General features: G+C 33.9%; 20 protein-coding genes. 7 read left to right on the top strand and 13 right to left on the bottom strand.

Going from position 1 to position 16,019, the window contains the following annotated elements; all coding sequences use genetic code 11:
* Positions 1-1,878 carry a KAP family P-loop NTPase fold protein gene (locus D0S48_RS13600; protein ID WP_151112114.1) on the bottom strand — a complete coding sequence of 626 codons (1,878 nt, stop codon included), beginning with the start codon at positions 1,876-1,878 and terminating at the stop codon, positions 1-3.
* A 175-nt stretch (positions 1,879-2,053) separates the two neighbouring features.
* Here D0S48_RS13600 and D0S48_RS13595 point away from each other — a divergent pair, with 175 nt between their 5' ends.
* Entirely contained in the window at positions 2,054-2,473 is a 420-nt protein-coding gene (locus tag D0S48_RS13595) for a very short patch repair endonuclease (RefSeq protein ID WP_151112112.1), read from the top strand.
* A gap of 44 nt (positions 2,474-2,517) precedes the next feature.
* Here D0S48_RS13595 and D0S48_RS13590 read toward each other — a convergent pair whose 3' ends face one another.
* On the bottom strand, positions 2,518-3,705 hold the full coding sequence (locus tag D0S48_RS13590) for a DNA cytosine methyltransferase (RefSeq protein ID WP_151112110.1): 1,188 nt from the start codon (positions 3,703-3,705) through the stop codon (positions 2,518-2,520).
* A gap of 111 nt (positions 3,706-3,816) precedes the next feature.
* Complete coding sequence (locus D0S48_RS13585) at positions 3,817-5,373, bottom strand: restriction endonuclease FokI C-terminal domain-containing protein (protein WP_151112108.1); 1,557 nt, start codon at positions 5,371-5,373, stop codon at positions 3,817-3,819.
* Positions 5,374-5,708: 335 nt separating this feature from the next.
* Here D0S48_RS13585 and D0S48_RS13580 point away from each other — a divergent pair, with 335 nt between their 5' ends.
* The gene (locus tag D0S48_RS13580) at positions 5,709-6,023 is read left to right on the top strand and encodes a hypothetical protein (RefSeq protein WP_151112106.1); all 315 of its coding nucleotides are present in this window, start codon (positions 5,709-5,711) and stop codon (positions 6,021-6,023) included.
* A 118-nt stretch (positions 6,024-6,141) separates the two neighbouring features.
* Here the strand turns inward: D0S48_RS13580 and D0S48_RS13575 are convergent, their stop codons facing one another.
* The 3 genes from D0S48_RS13575 to D0S48_RS13565 all read right to left on the bottom strand — a co-directional run bounded on the left by D0S48_RS13575 (position 6,142) and on the right by D0S48_RS13565 (position 8,139).
* Positions 6,142-6,597, bottom strand: a complete 456-nt coding sequence (locus tag D0S48_RS13575; RefSeq protein WP_151112104.1) for a hypothetical protein — start codon at positions 6,595-6,597, stop codon at positions 6,142-6,144.
* A 121-nt stretch (positions 6,598-6,718) separates the two neighbouring features.
* On the bottom strand, positions 6,719-7,633 hold the full coding sequence (locus tag D0S48_RS13570) for a tetratricopeptide repeat protein (protein WP_151112102.1): 915 nt from the start codon (positions 7,631-7,633) through the stop codon (positions 6,719-6,721).
* Between the two features lie 77 nt (positions 7,634-7,710).
* A complete protein-coding gene (locus D0S48_RS13565) occupies positions 7,711-8,139 on the bottom strand; it encodes an NUDIX hydrolase (RefSeq protein ID WP_151112100.1) in 429 nt (142 codons plus the stop codon).
* Positions 8,140-8,403: 264 nt separating this feature from the next.
* Between D0S48_RS13565 and D0S48_RS13560 the strand changes: the two genes are divergently transcribed.
* Positions 8,404-8,589, top strand: coding sequence for a hypothetical protein (locus D0S48_RS13560; protein ID WP_151112098.1), 186 nt, complete (start codon positions 8,404-8,406; stop codon positions 8,587-8,589).
* A gap of 35 nt (positions 8,590-8,624) precedes the next feature.
* Here D0S48_RS13560 and D0S48_RS13555 read toward each other — a convergent pair whose 3' ends face one another.
* Together D0S48_RS13555 and D0S48_RS13550 are read right to left on the bottom strand one after the other, a co-directional pair.
* Positions 8,625-8,906, bottom strand: a complete 282-nt coding sequence (locus D0S48_RS13555) for a hypothetical protein (protein WP_151112096.1) — start codon at positions 8,904-8,906, stop codon at positions 8,625-8,627.
* Positions 8,907-8,941: 35 nt separating this feature from the next.
* A complete protein-coding gene (locus tag D0S48_RS13550; RefSeq protein ID WP_191963803.1) occupies positions 8,942-9,451 on the bottom strand; it encodes a Holliday junction resolvase RecU in 510 nt (169 codons plus the stop codon).
* A 243-nt stretch (positions 9,452-9,694) separates the two neighbouring features.
* On the opposite strand from D0S48_RS13550, the gene D0S48_RS13545 reads away from it, so the two are divergent.
* The 3 genes from D0S48_RS13545 to D0S48_RS20975 all read left to right on the top strand — a co-directional run bounded on the left by D0S48_RS13545 (position 9,695) and on the right by D0S48_RS20975 (position 11,247).
* A complete protein-coding gene (locus D0S48_RS13545; RefSeq protein WP_151112092.1) occupies positions 9,695-10,204 on the top strand; it encodes a hypothetical protein in 510 nt (169 codons plus the stop codon).
* Positions 10,205-10,517: 313 nt separating this feature from the next.
* The gene (locus D0S48_RS13540) at positions 10,518-10,703 is read left to right on the top strand and encodes a hypothetical protein (RefSeq protein ID WP_151112090.1); all 186 of its coding nucleotides are present in this window, start codon (positions 10,518-10,520) and stop codon (positions 10,701-10,703) included.
* 22 nt (positions 10,704-10,725) lie between these two features.
* The gene (locus tag D0S48_RS20975) at positions 10,726-11,247 is read left to right on the top strand and encodes a hypothetical protein (protein WP_225321623.1); all 522 of its coding nucleotides are present in this window, start codon (positions 10,726-10,728) and stop codon (positions 11,245-11,247) included.
* 50 nt (positions 11,248-11,297) lie between these two features.
* Here the strand turns inward: D0S48_RS20975 and D0S48_RS13530 are convergent, their stop codons facing one another.
* A complete protein-coding gene (locus D0S48_RS13530) occupies positions 11,298-12,293 on the bottom strand; it encodes a hypothetical protein (protein ID WP_151112088.1) in 996 nt (331 codons plus the stop codon).
* A gap of 80 nt (positions 12,294-12,373) precedes the next feature.
* A complete protein-coding gene (locus D0S48_RS13525; RefSeq protein WP_151112086.1) occupies positions 12,374-12,826 on the bottom strand; it encodes a helix-turn-helix domain-containing protein in 453 nt (150 codons plus the stop codon).
* Positions 12,827-13,077: 251 nt separating this feature from the next.
* On the opposite strand from D0S48_RS13525, the gene D0S48_RS13520 reads away from it, so the two are divergent.
* Positions 13,078-13,434 carry a hypothetical protein gene (locus D0S48_RS13520; RefSeq protein ID WP_191963802.1) on the top strand — a complete coding sequence of 119 codons (357 nt, stop codon included), beginning with the start codon at positions 13,078-13,080 and terminating at the stop codon, positions 13,432-13,434.
* 139 nt (positions 13,435-13,573) lie between these two features.
* Here the strand turns inward: D0S48_RS13520 and D0S48_RS13515 are convergent, their stop codons facing one another.
* From D0S48_RS13515 to D0S48_RS20665, 3 genes are all read right to left on the bottom strand, one after another.
* On the bottom strand, positions 13,574-14,422 hold the full coding sequence (locus D0S48_RS13515) for an aldo/keto reductase (RefSeq protein WP_151112082.1): 849 nt from the start codon (positions 14,420-14,422) through the stop codon (positions 13,574-13,576).
* A gap of 75 nt (positions 14,423-14,497) precedes the next feature.
* On the bottom strand, positions 14,498-14,932 hold the full coding sequence (locus tag D0S48_RS13510; RefSeq protein WP_151112080.1) for a MerR family transcriptional regulator: 435 nt from the start codon (positions 14,930-14,932) through the stop codon (positions 14,498-14,500).
* Positions 14,933-15,416: 484 nt separating this feature from the next.
* Entirely contained in the window at positions 15,417-15,590 is a 174-nt protein-coding gene (locus D0S48_RS20665; RefSeq protein ID WP_155918617.1) for a hypothetical protein, read from the bottom strand.
* Positions 15,591-16,019 lie beyond the last annotated feature (429 nt).

Raw genomic sequence — 16,019 nt, 5'->3', positions numbered from 1 at the left:
TCACCCTATCTCCCATAGCTTTTTAGACGAGTTTTTTTCGTTAATATAATAATCTTTAAGTTTATCGAATGTTTCTTTATCCATTTGCTTAAATAACAATATTTCATTTGGAGTGATTGAGCCTCTCTTATACTTTTTTAACTCTTCAAGTATTTTTGGCTGATATTGCTGGAACATCTTATAGAGTTCAATTAACACCCATAAATGATTCTTGTCCTGATTATATTTACTAATAATTCCTTTTATAATTTCGTTTCGAGTAACCTCATCCATCACTTTTAGTTCTTCAATCTTTTTCTTTCTAATAATTTCAGAGACGGTTAGATTACATATTTGATTTATTATTTTTCTTTCTTCCTGATTTAAGTTTATAGAGAATAGTTTTTTATCTGAAACGGAATCACGAGCTAAATAGAAATATTGCGACAAATCAACTTCAGATAAATTAGTTGGTTCAACACCAATCCATCTTTTTATTTTGTCTCCAAACCAAGCACTATTTTTCTGTTCTTGACTTGTTTTAGGCTTTTCCTCATCATTTAATCCTTCGTTTAATACCTGATTTTCAATATCTGATAACGGTTTTGGAATTCCATCATTTTCAAACTGCCACTGATACAATTCTCTAAATAAATCCCTATCGGTGTATTCAAGAACCATCAACTTTGCTAAAACTGATAAATTCAGTTCTATTCTTTGTATCTCAGCAAGACGTTTTCTCATATAGAATGTATTTAAAAATCGTTTGGTTTGTCTTGGATTCCCTTTAAGAGTGGCCGCAATTACACTTCCAATACTATTGAATATTTGAATTTGTTCTTCAAAATCCGATTGGCTGTAGCCCTGTTTATACTTGTTTCCATTCGCACTTGTTACACCATTGATTATTTCTACTATCTCTTTCCCGCTTATAATTTCCCCTTTAACAAAAATACCCTTATCCCTTAGCTTATTGATTAATTGGTTTAATACATCTTCACTTAAGTACATTTCGCTTATCAAAAGAAGCATATAATTTTTTATATCAGTCTCAGCTAACTCAGCTATTCTGATAGGAAGCTGAACTATTTTTTCAATGTAATCAGTCGATACATCTATATCTACATCATCCAATTGAGGATATTTTCTCTTGATTGAATAGGTGATGATGTTCTCATCCATAGCAATAACAAAAGTAGTCTTTTCGACAGCAAGAAACAGCTTAATAGCTTCAAGTGTTTCGATTATTCTGTCGGGATTACATCTATCTAAGTCATCTATCATTATGATTAAATTATCTATCTTAGATGTACGAATAATGTTTACGAAATCCTCTCTGAATTTTCTTACATTTTCAATGATATTTTCTTGTTGCGGGGCGTTGATGTAGTCTTTTTTCATTTGAGATGCCTTGTCCAAATGCTGTCCAATCTCTTTTTCTGAATCAAAATTTTCAGGATTGAAACCTCCGAGAAGCATTGGCAAAGGATTTCCTGCTAATAGACTCAAAGATAAAGGAATGCCCTTTTTTAAGGCTGTACTACCTACCCTTATCCAATCAACTCGTTTAATTAAGTTTTTAATCTTATCAGTTGATTCCTTAAAAAATGTTTGATTTTCTTGGAGACTTTGCAGAATTGACTCCATTAATGCTGTCTTTGCATCATCATACCCCTCAAACATCCAAGCATTTACTGTAACAACTGCAATTCTTTTTTCAGTTTGATTCATGGTATTCTGTTCAATCAGATGAAGCAAAGTCGATTTTCCACTTCCCCAATTGCCAAATAATCCAATTGTCAGGGGATTCATTCGTTCGCTTGTTGCAATTTCACTAATAAGATTTGCGTAAGGTTCATATGCCAACATATCTATCTTTGAAGCATCATCAGCCCACATACATAACACTCCATTCATTTTAAAAGAGGTTTTCCACAAAAATAAAACATATGTTCTCAAATATTTTAACTTACAATAGATTTACTTTTCAAACACTATTGTCTAATCTTATTGTAGCTTATTTACTCTATTATGTTGGGTATAAATATAGAAAGGATTATGAAGGGAGAATAATATGCCTGATAACATGTCCAAAGAAAATAGAAGCAAAACTATGAAAGCCATCCGCTCTCAATCAAAACTTGAAAATCGAATATCAAAAGAACTATGGAGAAGAGGATATAGATTTAGAAAAAACTCAAAAACCTTGGTTGGTAAACCTGATATTTCTATACAAAAGTATAAAATAGCTATATTTATCGATTCTTGCTTTTGGCATGTCTGCCCCTTACACAGCAATCAACCTAAAAGCAATCAAGAATATTGGGAAAAGAAACTTCTACGTAACCAGCAACGCGATAATGAGGTAAATGATTATTACATAAGTAACGGTTGGAATGTAAAAAGAATATGGGAACACGAAATTAAAAAGGATTTATATGGAGTGGTAGAAGATATTGCGGATTTCATAGAAAATGTAAAAAAATCAAATTAAAAGAGCCTTGGCAGTCAAATTGCTGACCCAAGGCTGATTCAACACTATATCGTAAATTCGACCTGCTCTTCTTTTGGAGCTACGTCATTATTTTTCTCTTTGTTTTTCTGCTTTGTTGCTGAACCTTTTCTATTTTTCTTCGTTTTACCTGTTGATAGCATTTCACTTAACTCTTCTTCCCATTTAGAAGACTCGGTTTCATACTCTATTCCAGCAAAGGATTTTAAAATAGCCTCAATGATTACTTTTGCTCCATCTGGCGGAACAGCCATCCCTACTTGCTTTCTAACCGCCTCTTTGCCTCCAATAAATTCAAACCAATCTGGGAACGTCTGTAGCCTTGCCCGTTCACGACTGGTTAAAGCTCTTGGTTCATTGTAGTGATACATGTGAGTACCACCGCCACCACTTCCAGTAACAGTATATGCTGGTGCAGTAGGGTCTAATCTCTTATAGATATTAGACATCTTTGCACCCTTGACATTCAGCCTTAAATGTTCTGGAAGCCCTTCAAACCATGCGTTTTCTCCTGGAGGTATGTGCTCCAACATTTCTATTACCTTGCTTTGGTGCTTCGTTAATTCATGATTAAAAGCATCTTCTGGAATCGGTGGTTCTTCCAATGCTTGACGAGAAGTTTTCCAAAAAGAAGAATCTTTGAAAGGTGCTTTCGGCACTTTAAATGTCCATCCAAAATCCTTACGGATACCAACAATAATTATACGATGACGTGATTGTGGTACTCCATATTCTTGGAATTTATATAGGTGAGGTGTAATATTGTATCCCGCCTCTTCCATCTCTTGTAGGATTTTAATAAACGCCTGTCCTTCATTTGCGGATTCTAACCCTCCAACATTTTCAGCAATAAACCATTTTGGTTTATGATGTTTTAAGACTTTTATTCCATACGTATATAAAGGACCATACTCTCCTTCTAAGCCTTTTGATTCTCCAATAATTGAATAGTCATTGCATGGAAAACCAAAAGCAAAGGCATCAATTTCAGGAAGTTTGGTAATATCCAATTTCCGTACATCACCACAAATAACTGTTTCGGGGTTGTCTGGACAAATATTATGACGAAAGGTCTCGCAAGTTGCTTCATCGTAGTCATTTGCCCAAGCATGTTCAACTTTAAAAAGTTCCCCGTCTTTTTCAACTTCAGCCATTTTTGCACCAAGCGTTAAACCGCCAGGTCCGCAAAATAGCTCTCCTTTTTTAAATATCATTTACGACAACTCCAAATGTTCGTTCTTTGTTCGACATATCAAATTATACACTATACAAGTTTTATTGAAAATAATCAAGACTTACTAAAAAAAGACTCCAAATAAAGGAGTCTATAATGAATCTATTTCTGACATCGTGATTACAGAGTTATTTGCAAACAATATTCTAAGTGAATTATGGTCAATTGGAGTAGCTTGGTAACGTTGAAGCAGCCTAATAACATTTCTTGCAGTAATAACACTGCCATTTACATTTGTTCGGTCGGCTATATTCTGAACTTGAGAAGCGATGTTGCTTCCGAAACCGTCAGCAACATACATAAAAAACTCAACATTGCCATATTGATTTTGATAAGTTGGTATATAGTTGTTTACCATTCTATTTCTATGGTCATTATTAATCGTATAGGTGCGGTATGCTTTTGTATCTATTATTCCAGAGTAATTTTGTGGCGACTCCACAAATATGTCAGGATGTAAAGCATGATTACCGACATGCTCCGCATGGAATCCTAATTGTTCAAAAATACCACGAGTCGCAATTTCAAATTCTGTTGCCAGTTCCGTTCCGCTTATTGCCATATTAAGATAACTTGCCTCAAATTGGCTAAAGGTATCTGGTCGGAATCCATCCAACGCATCTTCCACTTCACGAATACTATAGCCTGTTGAATCAGCAATTTCTCTGACTAAAGACACTGTAAAGTTTGTGATAGGTCTCGTACCCGCAATATGAAGCAAATCACTGCGAATCCTTCTCTCCCTATATAAATTATCCGTAACTGTCTGACCGCCAAAATTGCGATTATCTCTGTTTTGCCCAGGTGCTAAACCAAATCCCCTTTGAAAGTTTTCAATACCATAAGGATGGTTCGTGTCAAGCTGTCTTATATTAGTTCCATCATTTAAAATTGAATCTACATCACTGATTCTGTCCTGTGGTATATAAATACCATTTGAATTTCTTTCGATAAGTTGCGTGTACTCTAAATAATTTATAAATGTATTCGCAATATCCTCTAAATACGATAAGGTCTTTTCTCTTGAACGCAAACCAGTTGTACTACTTAGGTACTGCTCTTCAAAATCAGAAGGTAATATTGCATCTCCATTTAAACGGTAGCTGATTATTCTCTGCACAACATGTTCAAAACAATTACGTGATTCATTCTCACCTTCTGTGATTACAAACCGACCGATTTCCTCTTTAGATAAAGACTGGACTCGGCTATCAGCAAGTAGTCTTAGTAAAAATCTAAACGGTCTTACTTGAAAGCGATAATGAATATTTACTCTTCCTCTAACTGAATATGGAGACGGATACTGCAACTTCATTAACTGATTTGTGATAATAGGTACAGGAGGCTGACCAGCTAATAACGCTTCTCCTGCTAATGTTGTTCGGACAATATCTGTATTTGTTTCCTTAAAAATAAGACCCAAATTGTATAGCCATGATTCATAAGTTCTTGCTCCACCCGCTCGTCTATCTCTTCTTTGCCCTGTTCTTTTTAATCCATATCGTTCTAATTCTGCTTCAAAATCCAGTTGGCGATTTAAGTTACTTCTCCAATTGTCTCCTAAAGTTTGTAATGTAAAAAGCGAAAGAACATCAACCACTGGGTACAGTTTTCGCTTGTTTCGAGGAACTTGCCAATTATTAATCATAGTTGCAACTCCAATGCAAAAGTTTTCTTATATGTAAAATGCCTAACCCACACTAAAAAATCTTATATATACTATAGTCAAAATTATAACAAACATTAAAAAAACTGTAATCAAAGTTTTCTAATGGATTTGAGTGTGTTTTTAAATTCAATCAAGGGTAGGTATGGTATTTGTAATAGATACTATATGTGAGGTGCACAGAATATTCTTTTACCCTGCAGCCACACTTAATTAATGAGAGTAAAGAGAAAGTGTTTAACCGAAAAAATAGCTAAAACACAGCTGCCATTTTTTATGCTATGTTAGAGCTATAAAATATAGTTGAGGTGGTAGCTTTGGCGAATACAGTGCAAGTTGAGGATTTATTAAATCGTGTGGGGAAAAGAATTTTTGTAAAATACTATGAAGATTTTAAGGAATTAGAAACGAAGAATGTTCCAAACCAAGTAGTTGTTGAAAAGATTCAGGAGGATTTCACACAAAAGTCTAAGAATTCAAGAACTGCAAAAGCTAAGCGTATATTCGTTGAAGGAAAACAAATAGAAGCACTAAAAATTATTGTAGAATCCAATCATCCGAGTGTACATTCATTTCAAGGAAAAGCAAATGAGTTGCTCCGTAAAGAATTAAATAAAGAACTTATTGTGTAATTAAAATAAACTATGCTTTACTCAATACAAACAATTTTCGACTGCATTATGCAGTCTTTTTCTATTAAAATGTCATTTTATTTAACTCACTAAAAAAACACCATAAAAATGGCGTTCTCTACATATCTCTATTTTTCAATCCCTCAACAAAGCCATTCCACATTTCTTTCTCTTCTTGTTCAATCTCTTCACGTTCTTGTTGAATTTCAGCATTATCCTTTTCAATTACTCTTACTATCTCAGGATTCTTCAATTCGTTTTCAAGATACATTTTAACTAAATCTATGTTAGAGTATTCTGTTAGATAATCCGAGTCAATGGATAGATTTCTAAGCAACTCGCCAATTTCATTTAAATAAAGAGCCACTACTTTATTGCCAATATTATAGTCCCCTTCTTTTTCTGGAAAAGACATCCCGTTTTGAGAATCACTAATAAGCGTTTTTGTAGCTTTCACATGTAAATCCAATCCGCCAAAATGAGCCAATTCTTGGTCATCTACACCTTCACATTTAATCATAATATCATTTCCCTTACGGTCAACACTATGTACTTTAAACCAGCTTTTTTCCATTATGTATATCTCCCTTTATTAATTTTTCAAAAATTATAGTTGGTTATATTTTGAAATAATTTAATTGTTTTGTCTATCCTTTATTCCCATATTATTCAATAGTGTTTTCATACCTTTTAACCTAATCTTTATATTCAGGGTGATTATGGCGATTGCAACCATAGAGATAACACGCTGTCTGGATAGATATATCGAATTCCATAGCAGGAACATAGCCAGACGAGACTTTTTCAAACATTTGCTCATATCCTTTCTTTTCATTGAGCAATTCTTTAATATGGGCTTGTTTATCACTCTCTGTCCAATCTTCATCGCATTCTTCTTCATGTGCATCTTTAATTTCTTCTATTTTTTCGTTAATTGCTTCATTCAACAGTTCTTGAGACCGAGTAGGATTGTTCACTTTTAGCAATGAATGGATATATCGACCAATCCAATTTGGTTGTTTCCAGTAACTATTCCAACCTTTTTCAAACCATTTTATCGCTTCTTCATAACAGCCTAACTCAACATATAAATCTGCCACATCTACTTCTCCGACAAGTTCATTATCATTTTCTGAAAATGAATCAAGTTTACGTTTTGCCTCACTGCTATTTCCTATTTCAGTCAAGCACTTAACATGGCTATACAATGCGAAATCAGACGGTTCAGAAGCTAAAAGGAAATACTTTTTAGCATCTTCTATATTCCTCAAATGATAATTAGCAACCGCCAAGTTGTTATAGGCAGTTTTTGAAGACTGGATAAAAATTGCCTTTTCCAATATATCTTTTGCAGATTCCCATTTTTCCTGCCTACAATAAATCTCCCCTAACAAATTATAGGGAAAATATGATTTTGAATTCATATTTATTGCTTCCTCTAATAAAGGAAGAGCCTTTGTGTCATCATATTCCTCATAACAATAAATCCAAGCAAGGTTATTTAGAGATTGGACATCTCTGGATATTTCTACAGCTTCTTTAAATAACTTTAACGATTCATCATATTTATTTTCTTCCAGCATTTGAATCGCTCTTTGATTAATATTCAATGGAATTCCCTCACTATATCTTCTTTTTTACACACTTCTCTACATCATAGCCAAATTCAATTTTAACAAACATAAATCTACACATAACTATCCTGAATAAAAACAAGTGTTTTTTCAAATAGCTTTGGTTGAATTTTTGAATAAGTAAGACTATCGGGAAGACTATCAAATAGTTTTACTTCATCAATTTCTGAAACTGGCAATTGACCAAACTCCTTTATCCTCCCAAAATATAACCTTCCAAAAGTTTTAGTAACAGAATCATCCATTGAATAATCGCAAATTGGAATTAAATCAACATTTGTACAGCCCGTTTCTTCAAAAAACTCTCTTTTTGCTGTCTCCTCAATTGATTCACCCTGTTCCCTATGACCACCTGCAATCTCCCAAGTTTTTCTTTCTTTATGTCTAACATAAACCCACTTACCCTTATAAATAGCATTAATTACCGCAAATTCTAACTCCGTTTCATTTACAGAACCTAAAGAATAAAATGAGACTTTCATATTTACACCTCAAATATTGGAATTTACCTTAAATAATTCTTTACACTATGTAATTTCACCTTTGAATTATTAAGAATTACTAAAGTCATGTCAAAAAAAAGATGTGAACTCAGCTTATCAAAATTTGTCTAACAGTATCCTTACATCAATGTTGATTGTTTTCAAAATCTATTGGCTTTGTAATAGGATACCCACTTCCAATCTATAATCTAATAGTTTTACACAGCAGGAGTAATCATTTTACATTGGGAAAGGATGCAGAGCATGAAAAAGGTGGAGATAATTCTTACAGAAGCGTTAGAACGGGAAATAGGTGAAATTTTACAACTTAAGTCTTATGGCATTTATGTAGCAAAGGAAGAAGATGTTATTTTGAAGGTATTAGAACTGTACACAAGTCGATACAAAAACATGGTAAAAAGTTCAATACGTGCAACAGAGAATGCCTAAGAAAGCAATAGAAGCCCTCCACAGGGCTTCTGGTACTATCCTATTTCTCTTTCATTTACATATTTGACTTCTCCTTCGTATTTTTCTTTTACCTTGCCCAAATCGACTGTAAATGGATTTAGCGTAAGCCACACTTGGGTTTGATAACATTTAAACTCTGTAAGCCTATACAGCTCTCCATTTAGCTTGATGACCATCTCCTTTCGATACCAGCCCACAAATTCTGGCTTTTTGTCTATTTCTCTTTTAAGGATTGTCCATAAATTATGGTGAAACTCCCCTTCATAATTTCTTTCAATTTCAATTATTTTCCTCACTTTCATTCCTCCGTTTCTTTAAAATCAGACTGAATCTAATAATTTAGTAGTTTACATAAATCATATTGATAGCGAGTTCTCTTTAACTTTTGCGGAATAAAAATTCCATTTTCTTTAGTCCATTCTAATGAAAAGCTCCTACGTTCACCGTCATGGTAAAACTGATAAACTGTTACCGCATCGACAAAATACGTTTCGTTCATATCTCGAAAATTGAATACAAATCCAGCAACCACTCCATCCATTTGACTGTAACGATGCAATGATTCAACTTGGTATGGCTGTAAAGCTCCGAAAGGAATTGATTTACCTTTATGGCTTTTAAGCTCTAAGAGGTAGATATTAGGAGTTTTATATAGAATAAAGTCACAGGCGTTTTTCACGTTGGCGAATCCTAAACTATCATCTTTCATTCTGTAAGCAAATATATTTTCTGGAATAGAATCATAAAAATCTTTTTCAAATGCCTTCCCAGGATTCTTACTACAACTGCCTTTCTTCTTGTTCTCTATTGCTATTACTATGAGACTTCCCTCCTCTCTCATGTTCACTTGTATATGATAGTAATTCAGGAGCAATCTTATAACGCTAATCCTGCCGAACCAAAAGGACAGTGTGAATATTTAATTTTGAGCCACTTCGATTACATAATCATAAGCCACTCTTTGTTTTTAGCTCCTTCCAACCTTACAACACCTTGCATGAAGTAGCCCCGACACAGTGCAGTTATAAAGAAAAAGCAAGTCTACTATAATATTAAAAAACTAATAGAAAGGAGCAAAGCACACATGAATAAAGATAGATTTTTTACAATGGATGTAGACAAACGTGCAGAAGAAATAAACAAAATGCTTGTAAATAGTGATTTAAAAGGAGTTGCAGAAACGTTAGGAATCGCCTATTCCAGCTTCACAAAAGAAATGCAGAAGCAAGATTTCGTTTTTATAGCCAGAGAGAATCAATACTTCAAGTTTATTCGGGATAAAGAATTATTAGGAACTACGAAACCATCTGATAAAGCAACCACTGGCTTTCAGGAAGAACTAACCTTTATAAAAGAGAATTTAGAAACCTTGAAGAGCTTAGTGTCTACCGTAAACGAAAAACCTACTCTTGTCTTAGATAAAGAGATATACAATTCTAAGGCAAAATACGTGAACAAAAATTTGAAACTGAATGAAGCCATTTATGAAAAGTTCTCCAAGTTGTGTGAGAACCAGTTCCCTCACCTAAAGGTTCAAGACTTAATTGCACAAGCCTTGTTATCATTTACAAATGAGTTTCAGACAAATGAATAGAATGTATTTATTTTAGGCACAGATAAAAGCTACTGTGCCTTTTTTCAATTTCTAAACAAGAAATCCTTACATAATGACTTGCATTACCGCAGTTTCTATATGAAAAAGACATGAATATTTTCATACTTTCTATGTAATTGCTCCGAACAATTGCGAAGATAGCAAGAATTATTATGAATCTATTTCGGAATTCTTTCTCAATTGTTACGATATATTTAAGGAACAAACCACTAAATGCAACCTTCTCACTTACATAAGAAGAATAATAGAATCCGAACAGCAAAAAAATGTACATTGAAAAAGAGGTGTCTATATGAACAGACAATTTTCTAAAGAAGTCATAAACAAGTTAAAATATTATGTTTATATTTATTCTGACCCCGAAACTGAAGAGATATTTTATGTAGGGAAAGGTATCGGTAATCGGGTATTTTCCCACTTAATCGACTCTGATGACCCGCTTTATAAAACGCATAAGGGACAGATGGCAACAGCCTAAAATTGAAATTCTCATTCATGGCTTGGAAGATGAACATACTGCATTAAAAGTTGAGGCCGCTATTATTGATTTAATCGGGAGAGATAAATTAACTAATAGAGTACGAGGATGGCAAAGTGGGGTTTTTGGAAGGGTAGAAGTGAATCAGTTGATTTCACATTATGAAAGAGAACAAGTCAACATAGATGAACCAGCAATTTTAATTCGTTTGAATCGTTTGTTCCGCTATGACATGAATGACATTGAACTATACGATGCAACAAGAGGGGTATGGCGAATTGGAGAAGACAGAGAAAAGGTTGAATATGCCTTTGCAATATTTGATGGAATTGTTCATGAGATTTACAAGGTAATAGCATGGTTTAAAGCTGGAAGTACCTTCAATACAAGGGGTCCATTAGAAGATGAACCGACTCGCTGGGAGTTTGTCGGTCAAACAGCCGAGGAATCTATAAGGTCTAAATATATTGGGAAATCAGTTGAGCATTACCTGCCCAGAAGTGTTCAAAATCCAATTAAATACGTTAATATCAAAGAAGATTAAATAGGCAATAATTAAGGCACTGGATAATCCAATGCCTTGTTCCTGCTCATTTACAGACTGTATTCAAATTCTTCCCGCATATCAAGTCTCTCCTCCTCACCATAAAGAACATCATTGCTGAATGCCAAGATAAATTTTTCAGCAACATCTACTAACCTATCAACTGCTTCTCTCACACTTTTTCCTCTTGATTTAAAGGAGTAATTTATAGTGTGCTTATCATCCAAAAATTTTAGCTCCTTCCCAATTAATTCTCTCGCCTTATCTTCTCTCTCTTTTATTTTGTAATAGATTGGCGGACTAAACTCTCTAAATCTTAACTCTACGAACGCACGATAACGCATATCCTCTACTGATAGCATAAGAGACACACCAGATTTTCCGAATCCACATGGGATAATCCTCAAACTATCAAGATTGGATTTCTGCCTTTGAAATGATAAAAAATATGGAATCTTTTTTCTTAATTGCAGTAAGAGATAATTGTTTACATCCGCTCTATTAGTAAAATCCCAATCAATCTTTTCCTTGTATTTTTTGTTCCCCTTAATTGAGCGAATAATGCTCATTTCCTTTTGTAATTGGATAGGGTTAGAGACTTCATTGAGGATATGAAGGTTTTCATAGACTTTCAACTTATGTGTTCCACTATTCAATAAGTCAATTCCCTTAAATAATTCAGGATTAATCGTTACAAAGTAAAGGTTGATTTTTTTACCTGAATTTAATATTTTATTCCTTAACTGTTTTACATACTTATCTTTAAACGCTACCGCTTGATAAATAATAATCCCCTTATCTATTGCCTCTATAAGTTTAAGAAGTCGGTATTGGTGAGAATAATCCGATTTTAACAACACATTCTCTACAAAGACCTCTACTCCTGAATCCTGTTCTATTCCATACATATCAATTTTCAATCCTGCAAATTTTGTTTCTAATTCTAATCCTGCTAATTTCAAGTTCAATTCCTTTTCTAAAATTTGAGGATTTTCAAATTGCGAAAGTGTAAATATGAATTCTCGCTCACTGGAATTTTTAGACATTTACCTCTAACCTCCAAAAAATATAGAAAAAGAGAACCAGTAAAAAAATACATAGTTCTCTTTCCTCGCCTGTTTGATGATTATTTTAAAGACCTTAAAAATGTATCAACTCTGTTTAAAATCTCCACAGAATCCAAATGTTTGCTATGTTCTTCCCATTCACAATCAAGTAATGCCTCTATTAATCCTAATAAATCCTCCCTTGTTTCCATAGTCGGAAGTTTCCCTTTTATAAGATATTCTTGATTAACCATAACTTCTTGAATACTTTTTAAAGGAAGCTCACCCTCGCTTGGCTCAATATCAATCAAATCAGTAATATCTACCTTAAGTGCCTTTGCCAAATTTTTGATTATGGGATAGGTAGGAGCTTTTTTCTTCCCACGTTCTAAAGAATTTACATAGCCTGGGTCAATTTTCGCCATCATCCCCAATTCCTTACAGGTATAACCTCTGAGACCTCTATAATATTTTAATTGTTGGGCAAATGTTCTTGGCATCTCTCGTACTTCTCTACTACTCATAAAATTCATTCCTCCTGATTCATCTGTCTAATCCGAATTGATAGATTAGAACATCCTGTTTTAATAGTTTCTAAATAGAATCCTTTTGTAGTTTATTAGAAACTTGCTATATTATAGATTCAACCCTTTCAGATTATTCAATGATTGAGAAGGATAAAACAAGATTAAACAATAAAACAGGCTACTCTTTACTCTCTTAAATAATGCTGTTATGAAATTGCCTTATAGTACAATACTGGTAAAAAGGGGATTATAAATCTATGAGGATTATTAGTTTGTTCATGCTTTTAATGGCTCTGGTTGTAATCGTAGGTTGTTCGCAACAGACAGTAGGTATGCCCGATAAAGTTGTGATTGAGAGAATCAACGTTGAAAATGACACCTATGAAGTAATTAAAACCGTAACTGACAAAGAAGAAATAAGCGATATAATCCAACTGGTTGAAAGTACGAATTGGGAACATGGTCAAATACAAGTGAGTATGGCACGACCAGCAGATTTTAAGATAAATAATACTGATTACTTACTTTGGATTACACCTTCAAGAGATAGGTTTAGGTGGAGAGTAAATATGGGAAATTATCAAAAGGAAAATCCGAAGAATTGTACTTACTAATTTAATGCAAAGAAAATTTGTAAATTTATTAAAGGATAGCTTTTCTTTAAGAGGCAAAAAAATAATCGCATGAAATCAACTCTCTAAATGAACGAATTTCATGCGATTACTATTCTATAGTTTTGGAAAAGACTCTCTCTTATAAACCTAATTTTCTTTCAGCTAACCACTTAATCATATTTGGGTCAGCATGTGAGAAGAACTGGCTTTCTCCAATATTTAAGGTCGCAATGGCTGTTTTGTCTTCATCAGTCAAGCTGAAGTCAAAGACATCAATGTTTTCTGCCATACGTTCTGGATTTGTCGTTTTTGCTAAGACTACAATTTCTTGCTCCACGAGCCAACGTAAAATAACTTGTGCAATTGACTTGTTATATTTCTTACCTATTTCACTAAGAATTTCATTTTGAAAAATCTCATTTTTCCCTTCTGCAAAAGGGGCCCATGCTTCAAGACAAATTCCTTCTGCTTTTAACGCTTCAATAGCTTCTGTTTGTTGGTTGAATGGGTTAATCTCAATTTGGTTAATAGCTGGAGTTACTTCGTTGAATAATGATAAATCTACTGCTCGGTCAACCGCAAAATTTGAAATACCAATGGCACGTATTTTCCCTTCCTTTTGAAGTTCTTCCATTGCTCTCCACGCACCATAAACATCATTATAAGGCTGGTGTATAAGTAATAAGTCAATATAGTCTAAGCCAAGACGATTAAGTGAACCTTGAAAAGAATTCATTACGCCATTATACGACACATTTTCAATCCATATTTTCGTTGTAATGAAAAGCTCTTCACGAGCAATACCTGAATTTTTAATTCCTAATCCGACTTCCGTTTCATTCATATATGATTGTGCGGTATCAATATGACGATATCCAGCTTTGATAGCATCAATCACCGCTTGTTCTGTTTTTTCTGCAGGGATTTGGAATACTCCAAAACCTAAAATTGGAATTTCAACTCCATTATTGAGTTGTACAGTTTTCATTCTTTCTACCTCCTAATTGCTTACTTAATTACATAAGCTACTATAAACTATGGAGTTAGCTCCATAGCAAGAAATTTATTCGCCCTTTTTGAAATGTTTCATCTCCCATAACTTCTCCACTTTATCTTCCGTCAATTCACCACTTTTGAACTTCCTCATATGAACATCATAGGTATCAATCTTATATTGTAATAGGGAGCGTACTTCTTTCATTTTCTCTATATTTTTTTCAATTTCCTCTAACTGGTCAACCAATATTTGTTTTTGAGCTTCCTCCACATTTTGGGTTTCTCTAAGCCTTGCAAGTGAAGCGAATTCAATCAATGACTCAATGGATAATCCTGCCGAACGAAGACTTTTTACAAGAAAAATCCAATTCAAATCACTGGTTTGATAATTACGATAACCATTTTTATCACGTGTAACTGGTGGTATCACACCAATTCTTTCATAGTAACGAAGAGTGTCGACCGATAGGTCAAACATTTCTGCAACTTGTTTACTGTTCATAATTTTCCTTCCTAAACTTTTTTAAATTTATTTTACCCCCGATTTAAAAATAGAACTTAAGTCTCCAGGTTTTAGCAACGGGCTAAAAGGGGGGAACTTCTTTCGACTTACCTGTCCCGTTTGTTCAATAACCCAAGAACAAGAAAACTGTCTAAATATTAGTATATATACATCTTATCTATAAGAAATAATTCATAAGAAAAAACGCATAGAGTCTGAAAAACTTGATAAATTACTCAAAGAATTAACTCAACTTTATTATGTAAATTTAGAAATTCAAACGACCTTAACTATCACGCATATCCCGATAGAAGATGTACCTAAAAAATATTATCATGAAGAGAGGATGAACACGATTTTGTTCAAATTGGATTTTAGTTCAATTTAACCTTAGATGTTTTTTATAAACGGACTACTTCTATGTTATGAGAGTGGGTCAGGCTTATCCCACTCTTTTTTAGTATTGAAGGAATTTCCTTATCTCTTATACTGATAAATCTTTCGGCTCTACTCCACCTTTTTCATTCTTACAGTAATTCCACAAGGCTCTAACTTTTACTTTTGGGTCTCCTGGTCTTCGGCCTATTGCATAAACTCCGCTTGGGAACGCATCGTCAAATTTCATCATTTCTTCAATCACCTTTTTATCAACTAACATATTCCCACCGCCTTTTAAAACATTATACCAACCTTCCATCAACTATTTGACATGAATTTGTTTGTACAATCATTTACTTCCCTAAACCCTTTCCCCCCTAACTTCAAATCCACCTTAGACTTCATTTCAAATTAAGCCCTGCTTCTATGTAGTTGCAAAAAAGAAGTGTATTCTCCCCCCTTCTCTCAAACCCTTGTCATTCCTGCCTTTCTCCGATTTTCCCATTTTCTGTAGGCAAATGAGTTGTTCCCCCGTTCGCTCCTTTTTTCTCCTATTTTTTGTCAGAATCCTGATTTTTTAGGAAAATAAGTTGTTCCGTAGGAACAGGGATAAGAATGGGTCAGGGATAAGGATTTCTCCTGCTTTTTCTCCTGCCTTTTTTCTTTCTTTTTCTCTGGCTTTCTTTCGTGAAAGTTGATTTATCGGGCA

It is taken from the genome of Psychrobacillus sp. AK 1817 (assembly GCF_008807035.1).
In the GTDB taxonomy this organism is placed as follows: domain Bacteria; phylum Bacillota; class Bacilli; order Bacillales_A; family Planococcaceae; genus Psychrobacillus; species Psychrobacillus faecigallinarum.
The sequence above is the reverse complement of the archived record's forward strand: the minus strand, read 5'-3'. Positions and strand labels throughout refer to the sequence as shown.

Excerpts from the sequence above, each read along its gene's own strand:
- D0S48_RS13560 (WP_151112098.1), top strand. The coding sequence starts at position 8,404 with ATGAAAAAGGTGGAGATAATTCTTACAGAAGCGTTAGAACGGGAAATA.
- D0S48_RS13575 (WP_151112104.1), bottom strand. The coding sequence starts at position 6,597 with ATGGAAAAAAGCTGGTTTAAAGTACATAGTGTTGACCGTAAGGGAAAT.
- D0S48_RS13510 (WP_151112080.1), bottom strand. The coding sequence starts at position 14,932 with ATGAACAGTAAACAAGTTGCAGAAATGTTTGACCTATCGGTCGACACT.
- D0S48_RS13595 (WP_151112112.1), top strand. The coding sequence starts at position 2,054 with ATGCCTGATAACATGTCCAAAGAAAATAGAAGCAAAACTATGAAAGCC.
- D0S48_RS13515 (WP_151112082.1), bottom strand. The coding sequence starts at position 14,422 with ATGAAAACTGTACAACTCAATAATGGAGTTGAAATTCCAATTTTAGGT.
- D0S48_RS13585 (WP_151112108.1), bottom strand. The coding sequence starts at position 5,373 with ATGATTAATAATTGGCAAGTTCCTCGAAACAAGCGAAAACTGTACCCA.
- D0S48_RS13565 (WP_151112100.1), bottom strand. The coding sequence starts at position 8,139 with ATGAAAGTCTCATTTTATTCTTTAGGTTCTGTAAATGAAACGGAGTTA.
- D0S48_RS13520 (WP_191963802.1), top strand. The coding sequence starts at position 13,078 with ATGAGGATTATTAGTTTGTTCATGCTTTTAATGGCTCTGGTTGTAATC.
- D0S48_RS13600 (WP_151112114.1), bottom strand. The coding sequence starts at position 1,878 with ATGTGGGCTGATGATGCTTCAAAGATAGATATGTTGGCATATGAACCT.
- D0S48_RS13545 (WP_151112092.1), top strand. The coding sequence starts at position 9,695 with ATGAATAAAGATAGATTTTTTACAATGGATGTAGACAAACGTGCAGAA.
- D0S48_RS13530 (WP_151112088.1), bottom strand. The coding sequence starts at position 12,293 with ATGTCTAAAAATTCCAGTGAGCGAGAATTCATATTTACACTTTCGCAA.
- D0S48_RS13590 (WP_151112110.1), bottom strand. The coding sequence starts at position 3,705 with ATGATATTTAAAAAAGGAGAGCTATTTTGCGGACCTGGCGGTTTAACG.
- D0S48_RS13550 (WP_191963803.1), bottom strand. The coding sequence starts at position 9,451 with ATGAGAGAGGAGGGAAGTCTCATAGTAATAGCAATAGAGAACAAGAAG.
- D0S48_RS13525 (WP_151112086.1), bottom strand. The coding sequence starts at position 12,826 with ATGAATTTTATGAGTAGTAGAGAAGTACGAGAGATGCCAAGAACATTT.
- D0S48_RS13540 (WP_151112090.1), top strand. The coding sequence starts at position 10,518 with ATGAACAGACAATTTTCTAAAGAAGTCATAAACAAGTTAAAATATTAT.
- D0S48_RS20665 (WP_155918617.1), bottom strand. The coding sequence starts at position 15,590 with ATGTTAGTTGATAAAAAGGTGATTGAAGAAATGATGAAATTTGACGAT.